General features: G+C 46.8%; 16 protein-coding genes. 7 read left to right on the top strand and 9 right to left on the bottom strand.

From position 1 onward, the window contains the following. Window positions 1–94: 94 nt before the first annotated feature. The 5 genes from OCU74_RS19255 to OCU74_RS19235 all read right to left on the bottom strand — a co-directional run bounded on the left by OCU74_RS19255 (window position 95) and on the right by OCU74_RS19235 (window position 7252). Window positions 95–2713: a pectinesterase family protein gene (locus OCU74_RS19255; protein ID WP_087480766.1), complete on the bottom strand. Its 2619-nt coding sequence runs from the start codon at window positions 2711–2713 to the stop codon at window positions 95–97. Window positions 2714–2944: 231 nt separating this feature from the next. Then, window positions 2945–3811, bottom strand: coding sequence for an ethanolamine ammonia-lyase subunit EutC (eutC, locus tag OCU74_RS19250; RefSeq protein ID WP_087480767.1), 867 nt, complete (start codon window positions 3809–3811; stop codon window positions 2945–2947). Beyond that, window positions 3808–5211, bottom strand: a complete 1404-nt coding sequence (locus OCU74_RS19245; protein WP_087480768.1) for an ethanolamine ammonia-lyase subunit EutB — start codon at window positions 5209–5211, stop codon at window positions 3808–3810. The genes eutC and OCU74_RS19245 overlap by 4 nt, the downstream gene beginning before the upstream one ends. A gap of 382 nt (window positions 5212–5593) precedes the next feature. Beyond that, window positions 5594–6244, bottom strand: a complete 651-nt coding sequence (gene elbB, locus OCU74_RS19240) for an isoprenoid biosynthesis glyoxalase ElbB (RefSeq protein WP_087480769.1) — start codon at window positions 6242–6244, stop codon at window positions 5594–5596. A 48-nt stretch (window positions 6245–6292) separates the two neighbouring features. Next, the gene (locus OCU74_RS19235) at window positions 6293–7252 is read right to left on the bottom strand and encodes a LysR family transcriptional regulator (protein ID WP_087480770.1); all 960 of its coding nucleotides are present in this window, start codon (window positions 7250–7252) and stop codon (window positions 6293–6295) included. A 126-nt stretch (window positions 7253–7378) separates the two neighbouring features. On the opposite strand from OCU74_RS19235, the gene yjjG reads away from it, so the two are divergent. Together yjjG and OCU74_RS19225 are read left to right on the top strand one after the other, a co-directional pair. Beyond that, window positions 7379–8053: a pyrimidine 5'-nucleotidase gene (gene yjjG / locus OCU74_RS19230; RefSeq protein ID WP_087480771.1), complete on the top strand. Its 675-nt coding sequence runs from the start codon at window positions 7379–7381 to the stop codon at window positions 8051–8053. 124 nt (window positions 8054–8177) lie between these two features. After that, complete coding sequence (locus OCU74_RS19225) at window positions 8178–8870, top strand: GntR family transcriptional regulator (protein ID WP_087480772.1); 693 nt, start codon at window positions 8178–8180, stop codon at window positions 8868–8870. A 49-nt stretch (window positions 8871–8919) separates the two neighbouring features. On the opposite strand, the gene OCU74_RS19220 is transcribed toward OCU74_RS19225, so the two are convergent. Both OCU74_RS19220 and OCU74_RS19215 read right to left on the bottom strand, forming a co-directional pair. Then, window positions 8920–9690 carry a siderophore-interacting protein gene (locus OCU74_RS19220; protein WP_087480773.1) on the bottom strand — a complete coding sequence of 257 codons (771 nt, stop codon included), beginning with the start codon at window positions 9688–9690 and terminating at the stop codon, window positions 8920–8922. A gap of 167 nt (window positions 9691–9857) precedes the next feature. Then, window positions 9858–10568 carry a hypothetical protein gene (locus OCU74_RS19215; RefSeq protein WP_087480774.1) on the bottom strand — a complete coding sequence of 237 codons (711 nt, stop codon included), beginning with the start codon at window positions 10566–10568 and terminating at the stop codon, window positions 9858–9860. Window positions 10569–10853: 285 nt separating this feature from the next. Between OCU74_RS19215 and OCU74_RS19210 the strand changes: the two genes are divergently transcribed. Genes OCU74_RS19210 through OCU74_RS19190 form a run of 5 tightly spaced genes read left to right on the top strand, consistent with a single transcriptional unit; the run spans window position 10854 to window position 16938 of the window. Then, entirely contained in the window at window positions 10854–11378 is a 525-nt protein-coding gene (locus OCU74_RS19210; protein ID WP_087480775.1) for an NUDIX hydrolase, read from the top strand. Window positions 11379–11390: 12 nt separating this feature from the next. Next, window positions 11391–13211 carry an extracellular solute-binding protein gene (locus OCU74_RS19205; protein ID WP_087480776.1) on the top strand — a complete coding sequence of 607 codons (1821 nt, stop codon included), beginning with the start codon at window positions 11391–11393 and terminating at the stop codon, window positions 13209–13211. Between the two features lie 8 nt (window positions 13212–13219). Then, the gene (locus OCU74_RS19200) at window positions 13220–14305 is read left to right on the top strand and encodes a microcin C ABC transporter permease YejB (RefSeq protein ID WP_087480777.1); all 1086 of its coding nucleotides are present in this window, start codon (window positions 13220–13222) and stop codon (window positions 14303–14305) included. Continuing rightward, entirely contained in the window at window positions 14306–15349 is a 1044-nt protein-coding gene (locus OCU74_RS19195; RefSeq protein ID WP_087480778.1) for an ABC transporter permease, read from the top strand. Beyond that, complete coding sequence (locus OCU74_RS19190; protein WP_087480779.1) at window positions 15346–16938, top strand: ABC transporter ATP-binding protein; 1593 nt, start codon at window positions 15346–15348, stop codon at window positions 16936–16938. Before OCU74_RS19195 ends, OCU74_RS19190 begins: the two co-directional genes overlap by 4 nt. 168 nt (window positions 16939–17106) lie before the next feature. Here the strand turns inward: OCU74_RS19190 and OCU74_RS19185 are convergent, their stop codons facing one another. Next, window positions 17107–18540, bottom strand: a complete 1434-nt coding sequence (locus OCU74_RS19185; protein ID WP_087480780.1) for a glyceraldehyde-3-phosphate dehydrogenase — start codon at window positions 18538–18540, stop codon at window positions 17107–17109. 263 nt (window positions 18541–18803) lie between these two features. Continuing rightward, complete coding sequence (locus tag OCU74_RS19180) at window positions 18804–19439, bottom strand: hypothetical protein (protein WP_087480781.1); 636 nt, start codon at window positions 19437–19439, stop codon at window positions 18804–18806. Window positions 19440–19502: the final 63 nt, after the last annotated feature.

Below are 19502 nucleotides of genomic sequence, written 5' to 3'. Positions count from 1 at the left end.
GGCAAGATACTGAGCCTGTCTTGCGAATATCGAGACAGAAAAAGAAAAACCGAGTGGATAACCACTCGGTTTTTTTGGTTCACTCCGAAATCACTCAGAAAGAGTAGCGCGGAGTATGGGGGAGCTGTCTTGCCAGATAGTGGAGTGACGGATTCTGTTGAATTGCCTGAATAACAAGTTTGGCAATCTGTTTTGCACCTTTTTCCTGGAAATGTGTTGTATCGGGTTTCGCCAGCGAACCGGTACGGTCGGCATAATAAGGATATTGTCCCGGATCAACCGCCAGCCAGATATCTTTCCATTCATCACCGGAAGTCTGGTTCGCCATATCAAGCACCAAAGCCTGTAAATCGATCAGCGGCACCCGGTTCAGGCGTGCGGTATCTTCGACGGTTTGAGTATAGTTCCCGACATACTGATAGCCGTTGTCAGCATTCTGTTTGGTTGTATGCTGATTCGGAGTAATCGGGGTTCCTAAGCCGCCGTCCACACTTTTAGCCCGCGGAACCGGAGTAATCAGTACTGGGTGCATATGATGGCGACGGGCAAAGTTCAGGTATCTTTCCAGTGAGTGCTGGAAAGAGTAGTCCCAGGCAAAGAGCGGAAACTGAGGATTACCCCAGCCATCATTCGGATAAGTACATAAGTTCGCGACATCGATTGGACCACGATCGGCTTTCGCTTCGTTACATTTCTCATCATTGTGACCAAACTGGATCAGCAGAAAATCGTGAGGCCGGACAAGCGGTTCGATCTGGGTGAGCCAGCGGCCATTGATAAAGTCTCTTGAACTCCGACCTGATCGGGCTGCATTAACAACCTGTAAGCGGCGGCCATTGGAAACCATATCGGCAAACGCCTGTCCCCAGCCCATACGTGGATAAACATCATCACTGTAGTTTGATACTGTAGAGTCACCTACCAGAAAGATCCGGCGATTGGCCGAATGGATTGAGCGTTTGGTATGGAAAAGCTGTTCTCCGGTGACACTGTATCCTGCGACGGAATCAGAGGCGAGAATCGAATGAAACGCGAGATCGGTCAGGTATGTTTTTGCAGTCAGACCGGTTTTTGTATCATAGCCCTGATTATGAATAACCTGGCTGGCAAGTTTACGGATGACCGGCTCATAAATATGAGTGTAACTGACCGGATCCCATTGCTCCTGAGGATCAATACCATAAGCTTCGGCAACAGAACCAAATGCCGTCATGAAATTATCCCTGGCTTGTTGCTGCACGGCTGCTGAGAAAGCCGGTAGTTTATCCATTTCAGCCAGAAGCGCCGGACCGTTAATCCCTTCATGAGCAGCCAGAACAGAGACGATGAGGTCACTGAATGGATTCACGTTGCCTGTGGTAGAGCCATTATTGTTGATATCGCTGACCAGAGCACTGGCACAAATCGAGCGATAAGTGTCCCGGTGCAAACAGGATGACCCGCTCTGATCGTCAACGGAAACCAGAATTGGTGGTGTCATCCCGGCAATCGAAGCCTGATAGTATCCGGAAGAGTCGGTCAGGGTTTTCACTGTCTGACCACTGCTCCCTTTAAGTGTTACCTTCGCAGGGAAAGACATGCGGGCATGAATGATCTGACCTTCCAGCATACTTTGTGCACCAAGGGAGACATCCGGAATCCAGCCGGAAAGAATATTGCTCCGGGTATATTGCGCGGCTTCAGCACTGGTCAGTTGTCGTCTGCCGGTATCGGAAGGATCGGCAGTACCTGCGCCGGTATTCTGATATTCCCAGAAGCGGCTGTCTTCAGGGTAGAACCAGATTCTGTCACCATTGATATCTTTACCGCTCATCTTATCCCAGCCGTAGATATGATCATCGACTTCACAATTGATGAAAGCAGTATGACCGATGGCATCCGGGTCTGCGTAACGGCCGTCGCTGAATGTGCGGGTCGGATGCCAGGGACGTCCAAGGCCGTAACTTGCTGCCGGAACGGCTTCTTCTTTTGATAGCTGGCAATCTTTAAATACCAGACCGAAAGGCGTGTTGATATTGGTGCTGGGGGCGGTCAGATAACCCTGAGTATTTCCCGGACTGACATCATCACGGTATCTGGCGATTAACTGGCTGTTTTCAAACAGAGCTGTCCCTTCACCAAAGATAAAATCGACCGTACCGGTAATAACGGAGTTATCGATATATGTATGTGGAGCACGCAAATATACGGTGTCCTGATAGCTGACAAGCCGGACATCTTTGAACTGAGACTGATCGGCTTTAGTGGAAACCAGCAAAGCGACGGCTTGTGTGCCACTGATCTTGGTCGGATCATCGTTACTTTTCGCCTGATTGGCCGGGAAGTCAAAACCATTTTCAATTGTCAGAGAACGGGCGGTGAAATTCGCAGCATTAATATAAACGGTACGACTGCCGGAAGTTCCGTATTTCTTACCGTTTTCATCGAGCGTACCATTGGCTGTGGTTGCTGTGATGACGGTGTTATCCCGGTCTTCACCAATCAGGGTAATATTCGGACGGGAAACGTCGAGTTTTTCGTTATATATCCCGTTGGTAACATAGATGACATACGGTCTTCCATCATCCGGAGCACTGTTGATTGCTTCCTGGATTGAAGTAAAGTCCGCAGAACCATCTAAAGCAACCTTACTGTCATAAAGTGGGGCAGCGATGGCAGAGGAAAGACAGAGAAGGGATGTGAGACCCAGCCCTGTCGTTGTTAGGTGATTCATACAGATGTTCCTTCTGTTATTGTTTAAAATAAAATCACGTTGTTTTAATTTTGAAATATTGTTTTATTTTATAATTTCGCAAACAGATTAACTGTGATCAGATGAATAAGCAAGTCATGGGTAGGTGATAAATTAATCAACATATGACCTGATATTTATTGTGAAATAAGGGAGATATTCTGGGGGAAGAAATCCGGTAGCCGGGAACATGAGCGGCTACCGGAGTTGGTTCTATTGGGTGTGGACCAGACAAAAAGCTTGTGTCGTTCTGGCTTCGAGTTCTTTGTCCTCAGAACGATCTTTGAGTCCGACACCGGTCAGACGGATACGGTGTGATTCTTTAAGCAGATATAAACATTTGTGAGCCGCCCGCTGATAATCCAGCCCTTCCGGTCTGACATTGGAAATACAGTTGCGTAGCGAATCTTCCATTCCCCGGTGTGGATGCCAGGTTAGATACAGTCCCATACTGTCCGGGGAACTGAGCCCGGGTCGTTCGCCAACCAGCACGAGAACCTCTTTGGCATTCAGGGCTTCTCCGACATCGTCTCCGATAGCAACCCGTCCCTGTTTGACGATACACAGCGGAGCAATATGCCACTCTTTTTCCGGATCATCGTGTAACTGGCGGATAAGATGAGTCAGGAATGGAGCGGCGTGATGACTGATGGCATAGGACGAAAGGCCGTCAGCAATAACGATAGCCAGGTCAAAGTGGTCTGCAGATTGCTGGTGGTATTGCTGCAACTGATAAAAGGATGCTTCGTTCAGACGGCGGCCATAATCCGGGCGTTGCAGATATTCCATCCGATTCTGCACTTCACTGTGAAGTTCAAATGCCGGCAGATAGGAATGGAGTCGTGGTTCTGATTCAAGCTGAGCGCATAACTCTCGGGTATCTAACGGGACATGAACTGCATCGATTGCCTGAGCATGAGAAAGCTGGAAGCGGAGTAATTCGCTGGTCGGAATACTGGTTCCGACCCGACCGATGCCGATCCGGGCATTAGTAAACTGGCGTAATTTTTCCCAGGGATCGTGATGGACGAATGTTTCTACCGTGTGGGTTGAGTCCGGAGAGACGTTGTTCTGACTCATGAAGCCTCCTGAATCAGCTGGAGTGGCTGGGCAAATGAAGGTGATAAAGTGTCGCTGAGCTGGGCGTGATTATCTGATGGAGAAATCTGCATTTTTTTCAGCCACTCATCGAATTCAGGTGCCGGCCGCAGGCCAAGCACCTGACGGGCATACAGGGCATCATGAAAAGATGTTGTCTGATAATTCAGCATAATGTCATCAGAGCCGGGAATTCCCATAATGAAGGAACATTCGGCAACACCCAGCAGGGTCAGCAGATTATCCATATCGTTCTGATCTGCATAAGCATGGTTGGTATAACAGATGTCACATCCCATTGGCAGACCGAGTAATTTACCGCAAAAGTGATCTTCAAGGCCGGCCCGGGTAATCTGCTTTCCGTCAAAGAGATATTCAGGGCCAATAAAACCGACAACGGTGTTGACCAGCAGCGGATTAAACTTCCTTGCTACCGCGTAGGCTCTGGCCTCGCAGGTTTGCTGATCGACACCATGATGTCCATTTGCAGACAAGGCGCTACCCTGACCGGTTTCAAAATACATCACATTGTTGCCGACTGTGCCACGCTTCAGACTCAGTGCGGCATCATAGGCTTCAGCCAGCAGATTCAGACTGACACCAAAGCCCTGATTGGTGGCTTCAGTACCACCAATCGACTGAAAAACCAGATCAACCGGAGCGCCACATTCAATTGCTTCAATGGTATTGGTGACATGCGTCAGTACGCAGGACTGGGTTGGAATCTCATAATGTTGAATGACATCATCCATCAAACGCATTAGTTTGATGGCCTGTTTGACGTTATCGGTTGCCGGGTTGATACCGATAACCGCATCGCCATTACCGTACATCAGTCCGTCAAAAATAGATGCGGCGATACCATTGACGTCATCTGTCGGGTGGTTTGGCTGCAGACGGGTTGATAAATGCCCGCCGAGGCCGATAGTATTCCGGAACTGAGTAATGACGTTACATTTCTTGGCAACCAGAATCAGATCCTGATTGCGCATGATTTTACTGACCGCAGCAGCCATTTCCGGAGTGATGCCTGAACGGATCCGGGCCAGTTCAACTGCTGTGGTTGTTTCCTGAAGTAACCAGTTGCGAAAATCGCCGACGGTCAGATGAGAGATTTCGGTAAATGCATCTGAATTATGTTCATCAATAATTAACCGGGTAATTTCATCTTGTTCGTATGGTATCAGCGCCTCGTTCAGAAAGATTTTTAATGGCAGGTCGGCCAGTACCATCTGGGCAATGACCCGTTCTTGTGCAGATTGGGCTGCGACACCAGCCAGCTGGTCACCGGAACGAAGCGGTGAAGCTTTTGCCATCACTTCAGCCAGACTGGCGAACTGATAAACATTCGACCCAAGCTGATATCGATAATTGGTTGCCATAACATCCTCATTACTTGTTATTTTTATACATCATGCAGTACATCTCTTACCAGAATGTTTCTTCAGTTCAGTACGTCTTTCGGAGTGGTAGCGAAATTCGTTCCATGTGAACAGATAAATGAGATAAGTAATTAAATATATTCAAATTCAGTATGTTGCGATATTTTTACGTCACAAAAAGAACTTTGCCAATCGCATAGGAGAGTCGTTTGCCCGTTCCTGAATCAGGAAATCGGTCGTATTGCACCATAAATGTGCAGAGTGCTGAGTGAGGTAAGCTGATGTTGTGGCAGAAAAAAACGATCGGAGTCTCCGATCGTTTCATCTATCCGGTGCGGTCAGATTTGTTATTCAATGATGATGAACTGACCGGTTTTGGTATTTAAGCCAGTTCAACCAGTTTTTTGACCAGTTTGTCGATTCCGGCAGCAGCCTCGGCAATACTGCCAGCTAGCATGTAAGCCGGAGTTGATAATACATTGTAGCGCTCGTCGTAGACGATCTCGTCTACCGGGCAGTTAATATGTTCTCCGCCAAGTGCCTGAAAAGCTGCGGCTGTGTCCGGATCATTACCAATGGTTCCCCGAACACCTTTTTCGTAGATCATCGGGATAATCGTTGGAGCAATGCATAAATATCCGGCTGGTTTTCCGGATTGGGAAAAAGCCCGGCATGCGGAAGCTACATGGGTGTTAATACTGCATTCGGCACCACTGATGGCAAAATCAGTCAGGTTTTTTGCTGCACCGAATCCGCCGGGTAAGAGCAGCGCATCATACTCACTGGCGTTGAATGTTGATAGATCGGTGATTTGACCACGGGCGATACGGGCAGATTCTGTCAGGACATTTCTGGTTTCTTCAGTCACTTCGCCGGTTTTATGGTTGACGACATGGAGCTGCTCGATATCAGGTGCAAAGCAATGCCAGCTTGCTCCGTTACGTTCGATAGCAAGAAGAGCCAGAACACTTTCGTGGATCTCCGCTCCGTCGAAGACGCCGCAACCACTTAAAATGACAGCTATCTTTTTCATGTTGTAATCCTTTCTGTTATTGAATTATCAGCTTACTTGGGTATAAGCCTAGCATGGTTTTTTATCATCCGGGGCTGTTGATTGAGCACGTTGGAATCCCTGATCCCAATATGGCGTATCTGCCCCGAATCTTGATTGAATGAAGTCAATAAAAAGACGAACTTTATGCGGAAGGTACTGCCTGTCCGGATAAACTGCATAGACCGCATGATCTGGAAGGTGATACCGGGGCATGACCGGAACCAGATGTCCATCGGTTAAATCTTTACCGATCATAAATGTCGGTAGTTGTGCAATGCCTAAGCCGTCCAGGGCTGCCCGACGAATTCCTTCGCTGTTATTCATGACCAGATTACCTTTGGGAACGACCTTATATTCTTTTTCCCGCTGATGAAATGTCCAGGCATGCCCGCCGCGGAAATATGAGTACAGCAGGCAGTTATGATGTCGCAGATCGGCAGGATGTTCCGGGATTCCTGCCTGAGCAATATACCCGGGTGAAGCACACAAGACTGATTTACAGCCGGTGAGTCGTTTTGCAATCAGGTTGGAAACAGGCAAATGCCCGATTCTGATCGCCAGATCAAATCCTCCCTGCAGCAGATCAATCATTTGATCTTCGAGCTGTAAATCGATCTCAAGCTTCGGATATCGTTTCAAAAATTCACTGATATAAGGGGCAATGTGACGAATGCCGAAAGACATCGGGGTGGCGATTTTGAGTTTGCCCTGAGGTTCTCCCTGCAGTTCAGAAACCGCATCCATTCCTTGTTTTGCATAGGAGAGTGACTGAGAAGCATAAAAATAGAGCCTTTCACCCGCTTCGGTAAGGTGGATCTGCCGGGTTGTCCGGTGAAACAGGCGGACACCGAGAATGTTTTCTAACTGCGTCAGGCGCTTACTCACTGCTGATTTGGTGATATTGAGCTGATTTGCTGCGGCGGAAAAACTTCCCAGCTCTACGACAGCAACGAAAATCGGCAATGAAGAAAATTTAGGGCTGATCATTGATGTTAACCTATAGGAAACGGTCAGTTTCTTTGGGCGGGGATTATAGCAAATTAAAAAACAGTATAAACTGATTATACTCAATGACCTTAAGATGCATTTTGAGGTGATACAAAAGGATAATTTATGAAATTTGACTGGATATTATTTGACGCAGACGAGACCTTATTTCATTTCGACGGGTTTAGTGGATTGAAGAGAATGTTTTCCTCTTTTGGCGTTGACTTTACTCCTGAAGACTTTAGTCAGTATCAGGAAAAAAATCAGGCTTTGTGGCGTGATTATCAGGATGGAAAAATTGATGCAGCGACACTGAAGCACCAACGTTTTGCTTCATGGGCAGAGCGGCTTAGCCGGACGACTGAGGAACTGAATCTGAGCTTTTTTCAGGTGATGGCGGAAATTTCTACGTTGCTGCCCGGTGCCAGAGCTTTGCTGGAACAGTTACGGGGACAGGTTCAACTGGGGATCATTACCAATGGTTTTATCGATTTACAATCCCACCGTCTGGAAAAACACGGACTGACAAATTATTTTTCTCAGGTGACCGTTTCTGAGCAGATTGGTGCTGCCAAACCCGATCCGGCAATTTTTGCCTATACCCATCAGCAAATCGGCTATCCCGAGAAGAGCAGAGTATTAATGGTTGGCGATAATCCGCTGGCGGATATACAGGGCGGTCATCAATATGGTTTTACGACTTGCTGGCTGAATGTGGCTAAGCAGCCTGTGCCTGAAAATGTTGTCTGTCACTATGAAATTCAATCGCTGACAGAGTTATCGGCGGTGATTTTTGCCTGAGCACTGGCTGGAATGATTTTTATCAGATCCGTTGGAAATATCTCATTGTATCCATAGGGAAAGCCCGCTAAATTGAGAGTATTCATCCATTTGTTGTGACAATGTCACGTTGAGTTGGTTATCCGTGCAATATATTAAGATTAAAGAAACCATTGCAGAACAGATTGAGCAGGGGATGTTGGCTGCGGGGCAGAAATTACCTTCTGAGCGGCAACTGGCAGAAACTTTTACAACAACCCGGGTTACACTACGTGAAGCTTTGTCGTTGCTGGAAACTGAAGGGCTTATTTTCCGGGAAGATCGTCGTGGCTGGTTTATTGCGCCACCGCGTATCGACTTTCCGCTGTCAACGGCTGAAGATTTTCTGGTACTGGCAGAAAAACAGGCACGCCAGGCAAGTTTATCTGTCATACGTGTACAAAATACTCTGGCAAATAAGCAGGTAAGTGGATTACTCCAACTGGGCCCTTTTGCTGAAGTTCATGCTGTAGAAATGCTACGTTATCTGGAAAAGCGCCCGGTTTGTTTTGTACGTTACTGGGTTCACGCAGAAAAAAATACTGCTGTAGATGTTGATACTCCGGAGGAGCTGTTTGCATGGCTACGGCAGCGGGAATTACTGAAAAACATTCATATCAGTGACAGCGTCACTGTAAGTTGCCTGACTGGTGAAACCGCTGTAATGCTCCACGCAGCAACGGGAACCCCAGCGATTGTAATTGAAAGAAAAGTTTATAGCGGGGAACAACCTGTTGCCGCAGAGATTGCGATATGGCGCCACGATACTTTAACCGTGACCTCAGATACAGTTTGCTGAGTGAACAAGTAAATCAAACTCGTGGAGACGAGTTATTCTCGTCAGATGGTTATTTTTCCATATCCTGACGTTTTAATATTTTATGACCGTCTTCACTAATGCCGTCTTTCCAGTAGCTACTGATATAAAGATGTTCTTTTTCAATTCCCCGTTCATTTCTGAAATAGTGACGTAATGAACGCATCGTTTCAAATTCACAGGCACACCAGACATCGGCCTGACCGTCTAACCAGATTATGGATTTAACGGTTTCTTCCAGCGACTGTTGCTGGTCCCGGATAGCCCAGATCACTTCAACATTTTCCGGATGGTGTAGCGTTTGTATATCAGCCTGAGTTTCGATTTCAATCACCGCATAACCACGGGCAGAGTCTGCTAATCGTTCTAATGTAACAGACATTGCTGGCAGGGCTGTCATGTCGGCGACAAAAAACACCCAGTCATGTTCGAATGAAGGATAAGTGCTTTGTCCGGGGCCAACAATCGATATCATGTCTCCGGGTTTGGCTGACTCGGCCCAGCGGGCAGCAAAGCCACAACCGAGATCTTCAATCTGATGACGGACAAAGTCGACCTCAATCTTATGGCTGTTTGCGTCATACTTTCGAATTGTATAAGTACGCATAACGGGGCGGGCTTCGTCCGAAAGTTCCGTCAAATCGGTTGTTCCGGCAGGGGTGAACAGAAATTTAAAGTAACGTCCTGCAACATCATGTTCAAAATGGGCAATAGATTCACCATGCAGAGTAATTCTACGGATGGAAGGGGAAATGATTTGTGATTCGGTTACAGTGAGTGGCAGGGGAATTCTTGGCTTCATGTGATTCTCTCGTTGTAAGCATGCAGACAAAGGTGCTGCAATGCGTTGTCAAACCATCACGAAAGATCTGTATGCTTTGTATATAAAGCCAGTTATAGCTTGTTTGAAAAGAAGTTTCGGGATGATCCTATATGATATGGAACATCCCGAGTATAATCCTTTTTTATTTAATGATAAATACTCTCATTTACATTAATCTGCATTCGTTTCCGGATCGCGGCATAACGTATTTTCATATAGAGTTGAGTAGATACGGCTGAGTAGCTGATCAACGCATAGCAAAGCAGTTCGATTCCTTCTTCTGCAATGTTTTTAACATCGCGGATATAGTATTCATGCATCACCATATGCCAGAAACTTCCCATGCCAAACAACCGGGAAAAAGAGATTAAAATCATGACACTGCACACAAGTAATCGCATGTTGGGAACACTTAGAATCTCAGCAAATTCATGCAGGATTTGGTCTCTTCCCCTGAATGCGTAAGCCAGTGCTGCAAGGGTTACCAACAGAGCTGGATAAATCCAGAAACCGTGCCATACATGATCAAACAGGAAGTCGAGTTCCCGGATAAATAAGACCATAAAGAAGCCACTGATCAAAATTGCAGCATGGCGCAGAGCTTCATGACCGACCTTGATACGATAGAAGGCAACAACAGCGATGCCTAACAGAATCTGTTGGACATACTCGGTCACTGATTTTTCACTGATGTAATGATCACCGTAAAGGTAGTCCACCCAGAGGCATGCAACCGCCAGCAAACTTGCTCCGAGGACACTCAGTATGAGTATGCCTGTATCAATTAGTATTTTTTTGGTCTTCTTTTGTTGCTCATGTTGAGCATGATTCCATGAAGGTGAGATTTGATTTTTCATAATAGTCACCAGTTATTGACAATCTCCAAAAATTTATATTTATTAATCAATGGCATATAGCAAACCGTTCGTTTAAAACGATGTTTAAACGAAAATTAAAGAAAATATGCCTTATCAAACAGTAATCATCTCTGATTCATGGTATTTTGTGCCGACTTGTTTCGGGATATGGAACACGATGTACTTAAACATTGCATTTTATTTATTGCTAACCTATTGTTTTTTATGACGCACTCTCATCCCTGATTTCAATAGGCTGGCAAGGACAGACAAGGAGAAGCCTTTATGAGACATTTGGCAACATCAGTCGATCCTGAGGTGCAAACCCAAAAGGATTTTCAGACACAAGTTCGTCTGGCCAGCCGGGCGATTGTGCTGAACGAACGAAACGAAATACTGACACTTTATACCCGCCGTTTTGATGATTACACTTTACCCGGTGGCGGGTTAAGAGAAGGTGAAGATCCGATTGCCGGCATGGTTCGCGAGTTACAGGAAGAAACCGGAGCCCGGAACATCCACCATATCCAGCCTTTGGGTATTTATGAAGAGTTCAGCCCGGAAAGGGCGCGGGAAGGTCAGGTTCTCCATACCATTTCTTACTGTTATGCCTGTAAAGTTGATAGTGAACTCGGGACTCCGAGCCCGGAAGATTATGAGATCCTAAACGGAAGTATACCTGTCTGGCTCGATATTCATCAGGCGATTGCACATAATGAACAGGCAATGATGGATCCGTCCCATCATGGTGAGAATCTGGCAAGAGAAACATTCTTGCTTCGGCTGGCGGCAAAAGAATTACTGATCTAGGAATTAAACAGAATGGGAAAAATAAAACCGGCTTTACTGGGTTGTGGATTGATGATGTTGAGTGTGGCCTGTTTTGGCAAAGTCATAGAAACAACCCGTTTGGTCGGATATGGTCAGGCAAAATATCCGGAAAACTTTCAGCATTTTGATTATGTTAATCCGGATGCGCCGAAATACGGCAAAATGACTTACGGTCAGATCGGCACTTTTGATAATTTTAATCGTTATGCTTCCCGGGGTGTTCCTGCCGTTGCCAGTGGTGAGCTTTATGACAGCCTGATGTATTCCCCCGATGATGAGATCGATACTTTCTATCCACTGATCGCAACCAAAATTCGCTATTCCGATGATTATCTCTGGCTCGAAGCTGATCTGAATACGAAGGCCCGGTTTCATGACAGAAAACCGATCACGGCTCACGATGTTGAGTTCAGTTTTCATAAACTGATGACTGAAGGTGTTCCTCAGTTCCGGGTTTACTATAAAGACGTCAAATCGGTGCTGGCTCTTAATGATCGCACTGTCCGCTTTGAAATGGCGCAGCCAAACCGGGAGAAATTGTTTCGTCTGGCGGAGACACTTCCCGTACTACCGGCTCATTACTGGAAAGATAAAAACTTTGCCGAACCACTTGCTACACCGCCTGTCGGTAGTGGTGCCTACAAAATTATCGACTATAAAATGGGGCAGAGTGTAACTTACGGGCTGGTGGAGGACTACTGGGCGAAGGACTTGCCGGTAAATGTCGGCCGAAACAATTTTAAAGTAGTTCAGTATGATTATTACCGGGATGACACAGTGATGCTGGAAGCTTTCAAATCGGGCGAATTCGATTTTCGTCAGGAAGGAGAAGCCAAACAGTGGGCGACGGCATACACCGGCGTCAATTTTGATAATGGTCATATCATCAAAGAAGAGATTCTTCACCAGAAACCCGCTCCGGCAAAAGGATTTGTGTTTAATATCACCCGGCCTGTATTTCAGGATCCGAGAGTCCGGGAAGCGCTGACTTATGCACTGGATTTTCAGTGGATGAATCAACACATGTTTTACAGTCAGTATACCCGGACACGAAGCTATTTTCAGAATACCGATTTTGAGGCGAAAGGGCTTCCTTCTGAAGCCGAACTGGCAGTTCTGAACCCTTTCAAAGCTCAGATTCCTCCCCGGGTGTTTACTCAGGAATTTCAGCCACCGGTGACAGATGGTTCCGGACGAATCCGGTCTCAGATGCGCAAAGCTTTCAGGTTACTCAAGACTGCCGGCTGGCAGGTGAAAGACGGAGTGATGACCAATATTAAAAGTGGTCAGCCGCTGTCATTTGAACTGTTAATCTATACTCCGGCGGAGGAACGTATTGCGATTCCTTTGCAGAAAAATTTAAAGCTGATGGGTATTACCATGAAGATCCGTACCGTGGATACGACACAGTATACCAAACGTCTTCGGGACCGGGACTTTGATATGATTTCAAGAGGTTATAGTGCTAATGCGTACCCTTCGACTGATCTGATGATTATCTGGAACTCCGGTTTTATGGATTCCACCTACAATCAGGCCGGAGTCTCCGAGCCGGTGGTTGATAAGCTGACCGAAGCTATTGCTGCAAATCAGAATGACCCGGAAAAACTACTGGCACTGGGACGGGCTTTTGACCGGGTATTACAGTGGAATTTCTATATGATTCCTCAGTGGTATGTGAGTGCGTATCACATAGCGATGTGGGATAAGTTTGAACGCCCTGATGTGATGCCGAAGTATTCGCTTGGCGTTGATAGCTGGTGGATTTCCGCAGAGAAAGAGAAGGCGCTTTCAAATAGCGAAAGCCATTAGAGGGAATTATGGCAGCGTATATTTTCCGCCGCTTACTACTGGTGATCCCAACTTTGTGGGCGATCATTACCATTAATTTTTTCATTATTCAGATTGCCCCGGGCGGACCGGTTGAACAGGCTATTGCTCAGATGCAGGGATTAGGTTCCGGGGTAATGGAGCGTCTGAGTGGTGGAGGACATGAGGTTTCTCTGTCAGACAGTAAAGCGGATCACTCGGGATACAAAGGTTCAAGAGGGTTGGATCCCGAAGTTGTTGCAGAGATTAAACGCCAGTTCGGTTTTGATAAACCGATTCTGGAGCGTTATGTTGAGATGCTGAAGAACTATGTGACTTTCAATTTCGGTCAGAGTCTGTTCAAAGGCGGCAATGTTATCGACTTGATTAAGGAACGACTACCGGTTTCTATTTCACTGGGTTTGTGGAGCACTCTGATTGTTTATCTGATCTCAATTCCTCTGGGGATAATGAAAGCGATTCATCACGGCACCCGCTTTGATATCTGGTCCAGTGCTGCCATTATTGTCGGTTATGCAATTCCCGGGTTTCTGTTCGCCATTTTACTGATTATCGTATTTGCCAGCGGTAATTATTTCGACTGGTTTCCACTACGCGGACTGGTTTCCGACAACTTCGATCAACTGACCTGGTATCAGCAGATTGGTGATTACTTCTGGCATCTGACATTGCCGATTATGGCAATGGTGATTGGCGGATTTGCAACACTGAGTATGCTGACAAAAAACTCTTTTCTTGATGAAATCAATAAACAGTATGTTGTGACAGCCCGGGCAAAAGGGCTGGATGAACGAAGCATTTTATATCAGCATGTTTTCCGCAATGCGATGCTGATTATTATCGCCGGATTTCCCAGCGCATTTATCAGTATTTTTTTCACCGGTTCGATGTTAATTGAAGTGATGTTTTCTCTAAATGGCATCGGATTACTGGGTTTTGAATCGACGTTACAGCGCGATTATCCGGTGGTGTTCAGCTCTCTCTATATTATGACGTTGCTTGGTCTGGTGCTGGGGATTATTTCTGATCTGACTTATACCTGGGTTGATCCGCGTATTGATTTTGAGGCGCGTTAGATGTCGTTATTAAAGATGAATCCGATGAATGCGGAACGTTGGCAGCGGTTTAAAAACAGTAAGCGCGGCTACTGGTCGCTGTGGATTTTCGGTCTGATATTTCTGCTCAGCCTGTTTGCGGAATTGATTGCCAATGATAAGCCGCTGGTAATTTCCTATGATCATCAGTGGTATTTCCCGATGGTTTATGTTTATCCGGAAACACAGTTTGGCGGCGAGTTTCCGACGGAAGCTGATTATACTGATCCTTATGTCGATGAACTGATCCGGGAAAAAGGATTCATTGTCTGGCCATTGATTCGTTTCAGTTATGACACGATTAATTTTAATGTCGATAGCGGGAATGTGCCATCTGCGCCTGATGCAACTAACTGGCTGGGAACTGACGATAAAGGGCGTGATGTGCTGGCCCGGATTATTTATGGTTTTCGCATTTCGGTGTTGTTTGGTTTTGTTCTGACGGTCGTGTCTTCGGTGATTGGTGTCGGCGTCGGTGCGGTTCAGGGATATTACGGAGGCTGGATTGATCTGTTCGGTCAGCGCTTTATTGAGGTTTGGTCAGGCATGCCGACGCTGTTTTTACTGATCATCCTGTCTAGTTTTGTTGAGCCGAACTTCTGGTGGCTACTGGGAATTATGGTGCTGTTTAGTTGGATGAGTCTGGTAGGGATTGTCCGGGCCGAGTTTCTCCGCTGCCGCAACTTTGATTATGTCAGAGCAGCACAGGCAATGGGTGTATCCGATAGCCGGATTATGCGGCGTCACATGCTGCCAAATGCAATGGTTGCATCATTGACCATGATGCCGTTTATTCTCTCTGGTTCGGTAACAACGCTGACTTCGCTCGACTTTCTTGGCTTCGGGCTTCCTGTTGGTTCTCCATCTCTCGGGGAACTGCTGGCACAGGGAAAAGCCAATCTTCAGGCACCCTGGCTGGGGATTTCTGCATTTGTCGTTTTATCGGTGATGCTGACCTTATTGGTCTTTATCGGTGAAGCAGTGCGTGATGCTTTCGATCCGCATCAGTATGGGAAAAGATCATGAGTCAGGAAGTATTGAATCTTAACAACCTGTCGATTGGTTTTCGTCGTCAGGACGGCATCGAACAGGTCACACATCAGGTTTCTTTTTCGATCAGCAAAGGTGAAACACTGGCGCTGGTCGGAGAAAGCGGTTCCGGAAAGTCGGTGACAGCCAATGCCATTCTGAAGTTACTTCCTGCTCATGCGGCTCATTATCTTGAAGGGAATATCTGCTTCGATGGCATTAACACGCTCAGTTGTTCCGCCCGGCAGTTACGGGGAATTCGCGGCGGTCGTATCGGGATGATTTTTCAGGAACCGATGGTATCACTGAATCCATTGCATAAGGTCGGTCGCCAGTTGGTGGAAACATTGGCGATTCACCGGGGGTTACGCCAGCGTCAGGCTGAAGACACAGCACTTCACTGGCTGAAAAAAGTCGGAATTCGTAACCCGGAGAACAAAATTAGTGCCTATCCTCATGAACTTTCCGGTGGAGAACGCCAACGGGTGATGATAGCCATGGCTCTGATTAACGAACCGGAACTGCTGATTGCCGATGAACCGACGACTGCGCTGGATGTTTCGGTGCAGGCTCAGATTCTTGATTTGCTGAAAGAGCTGCAACAGGAACTGGGGATGGCGATGTTGTTTATCACCCATGATCTGAGTATTGTCAGACGCATTGCTGACCGTGTTGCGGTCATGCAACACGGACGTTTGGTTGAGGTTGGTGAGACTCAGCAGTTATTTGAAGCACCACAGCATCCGTATACACACAAATTGATCAATGCCGAACCCAGAGGCGAACCAGTGAGAGTCTCTTCTCAGGCTCCCACATTGCTTCAGGTTGAGCATCTGAAAATCTGGTTTGCAATCAAAGGTGGATTACTGAAACGAACCGTTGGTCATATTAAAGCGGTGACGGATATGCACTTTAACCTGCGGGAAGGGCATTCACTTGGCTTGGTCGGGGAAAGTGGTTCAGGAAAGTCGACGACGGGGCTGGCTCTCCTGAAACTGATTCAGTCTGAAGGCGTGATTCGTTTCCGGGATACTGAACTACAGTCGCTGGATCGTAAAGGCATGTTACCGTTCCGGCATCAAATGCAGGTGGTGTTTCAGGATCCTTTTTCGGCACTGAATCCAAGAATGTCTGTCGCGCAGGTGATTGGGGAAGGGCTGCGGGTTCACCATTCATTGAGTGAACAGGAAATCGATCGGCGTATCTGCGATGTGATGACTGAAGTCGGGCTCGACCCGGAAAGCCGGAACCGCTATCCCAATGAATTTTCCGGTGGTCAGCGTCAACGGATTGCTGTTGCCCGGGCGTTGATTCTACAACCTCGGTTTATTTTACTTGATGAGCCGACCTCATCTCTTGATCGTACGGTGCAGGCTCAGGTTCTGGATCTGCTGAAAACGTTGCAGGAAAAGCATGGTCTGACTTACCTGTTTATCAGTCATGATCTGAATGTCGTAAAATCGTTATGCCATTACACCATTGTAATGCGTCAGGGAAAGATCATCGAGCAGGGGGAAACTCAGGCTCTTTTCTCCAATCCTCAACACGAATATACCCGGGAGCTGGTGGCGTTATCGTCATTTTAAGTGTTGCTGTTACTGAATTTTATCGAAAAAAAAGCCGCTTTTGTGGAGAAAGCGGCAAGCACTCAGGTGCATTTCCGGTGTTGTCGGTATATGGTTAGGAGGTGTTACAGACCGACACCACCGGCAGTTATTATTGTTATGTTGTGGAGATGAAACCTGTTATTACGATTACGCCGGATAGGTTTTGTAGCGAACCCCCATCATTTGTTCCATACAGTGAATAACCTGACCACTGTAGCCGAATTCATTGTCGTACCAGATATACAGAACACAGCGTGAATCTTGGGCAATTGTTGCTGCGCCATCGACGACACCGGCATAGCGGGAACCAACCAGATCGGTCGAAACAATTTCTGTTGATTCGGTGTAATCAATCTGTGGTGCCAACGGTGAATTCAGTGCGATATCACGCAGGTAGTTATTCAGTGAGTCCCGGTCTGTATCCGTCGCCAGATTCAGGTTGGCAACTGCCATCGATACATTGGGTGTCGGAACCCGAATCGCATTTCCGGTGAGCTTCCCGGCTAGTTCTGGCAGGGCTTTTGCCACGGCTTTTGCTGCGCCTGTCGAGGTCAGTACCATATTGAGTGAGGCACTCCGACCACGGCGATCACCGGAATGGAAGTTATCAATCAAATTCTGATCATTGGTAAACGAGTGTACGGTTTCAATATGGCCGGACAAAATTCCATACTGATCATGAACCGCTTTTAATACCGGTGTAATCGCGTTTGTGGTACAACTTGCCGCTGAGATAATCGTGTCATCAGGCTGAATGACAGACTCGTTCACACCAAAAACGATATTTTTCATATCGCCTTTACCCGGCGCTGTCAAAAGAACTTTTGCTGCTCCCTGACTCTGAAGGTGCTGACTTAAACCTTCTTTATCACGCCATACACCTGTGTTGTCGACGATAAGTGCATCGTGGATCCCATAGCTGGTATAATCGACGTCTTCTGGCTTGTTGGCATAAATGACCTGAATATAGTTACCGTTTGCGATAATGGCTTTGCGCTCATGATCGACGGTAATACTGCCGTTGAACAGGCCGTGGACAGAGTCCCGGCGCAACAGGCTGGCTCTTTTTTCCAAATCACCATCTTTACCGCCACGGACAACAATTGCCCGCAAACGTAGTGGATAACCCGGACCACTTTTTTCAATCAGCAGACGGGCCAGCAAGCGGCCGATACGGCCAAATCCGTATAAAACGACATCCTTTTGTGCTGAGCTCGGGATGCCATTCAGGGTGCCGTACAGCGCTGTCTGTAGATAATCTTTGAGGCCCGATTCATCTTCATGATTCTGCCAGTACTGATGAGCCAGCCGACCAATATCGATCCGGCTTGGTGTCAGCTCTAATTCTGTAAGTTGTTGTAAAATAGGCAGGGTTTGTTGTAAATCAAGAGGAGAACCAGTGTAACGGCGGGCAATTCGGTGTGTTTTAATAATCTCAATGGTGGCTGCATTGATCAGTGTTTTACCGAATAAGATAATTTCAACCCCGCGATTCCGGTATAGCTGCCCGATCAGGGGCGACATCGATTCCGCAATCGTTTGGCCTGCTTGCCAGTCGAGTAGATGTTTCTCTGGGCTCATTATTCTTGGGACCTTTTTATTGTTTACGTTGAGGCTTAAGTTCATACCTGAGGTATGAATTCAGTCATAATCTGCACAGATATTTTCTGTTACGGTGCATGACTGTTGTTATGGATTTTTATGGGAAGCGATTCTAATCGGGGTTGTTTTATTTTCCTAGTAAAAATAAAAGCCGTATCTTTTTCTGTGAATTTGGTAAAAAGCAGTATTTTAAGTGGGCTTTAGCGCATCTCTGTTTCTGGTCGGTCCTGATCAGAATGTACTCAGGCCCACTGTAATACAGCATAAAGCTGAATATATTTACGCACCAGTTGCTGATCTTTTGAACGCTTGAGCGGATGTCCGTACTTTATATAGCAGGGTGAGACGCCGTGGCATGTTTCCAGATGCTGACTTAAAAGAGAATCACTCTCGTAAAGTGTAATTCCCTGAGCGTTATATTCATCCAGTTCATCCGGTAATTGTCCCATCCACCAGTACAACAACTCCCGGCTGGTAGTGCCGCGGGTGATCCAGTGGTCGGCCAGAAGAAGTAACAGATCGGAAGGCTGAATCGCATAGGCGTATTCTTCTTTCCAGGTTGTTATGTCCCGGATGAGTTTCTCCCGGCATGCTTTTCCGGCACTGACAAGGTGATGCGTCAGAATCCACACGGTTCCTATTTCTGAAGTCACCCGAAAATGGTGTGGCAGCTCCCGGTGTACATGGAGTTCAATCGGCATATATTCACAGGAATGGCCGAATTCAATCAGGGTGCGGGTTAGTCGTCTGGAAAATGCTTTGGCAAGATGATGTTCAGTCATACCCTGATTATGAATTGTCGGATAGTGTTTTTCGCATAGCTTGAGACAGTCAGATTGAAATTCATTGACACTTTGAATCAGGATATCCAGTAACAAGATCGACACTCCATGGAAGGACACAGCTCAGCGTAGCATATTTTATACGGAACTTGATTTTTT

The sequence above is a fragment of the Vibrio mangrovi genome, from assembly GCF_024346955.1.
In the GTDB taxonomy this organism is placed as follows: Bacteria; Pseudomonadota; Gammaproteobacteria; order Enterobacterales; family Vibrionaceae; genus Vibrio; species Vibrio mangrovi.
Note: the sequence above shows the minus strand (reverse complement) of the source record. Positions and strands in the feature narration are given on the sequence as shown.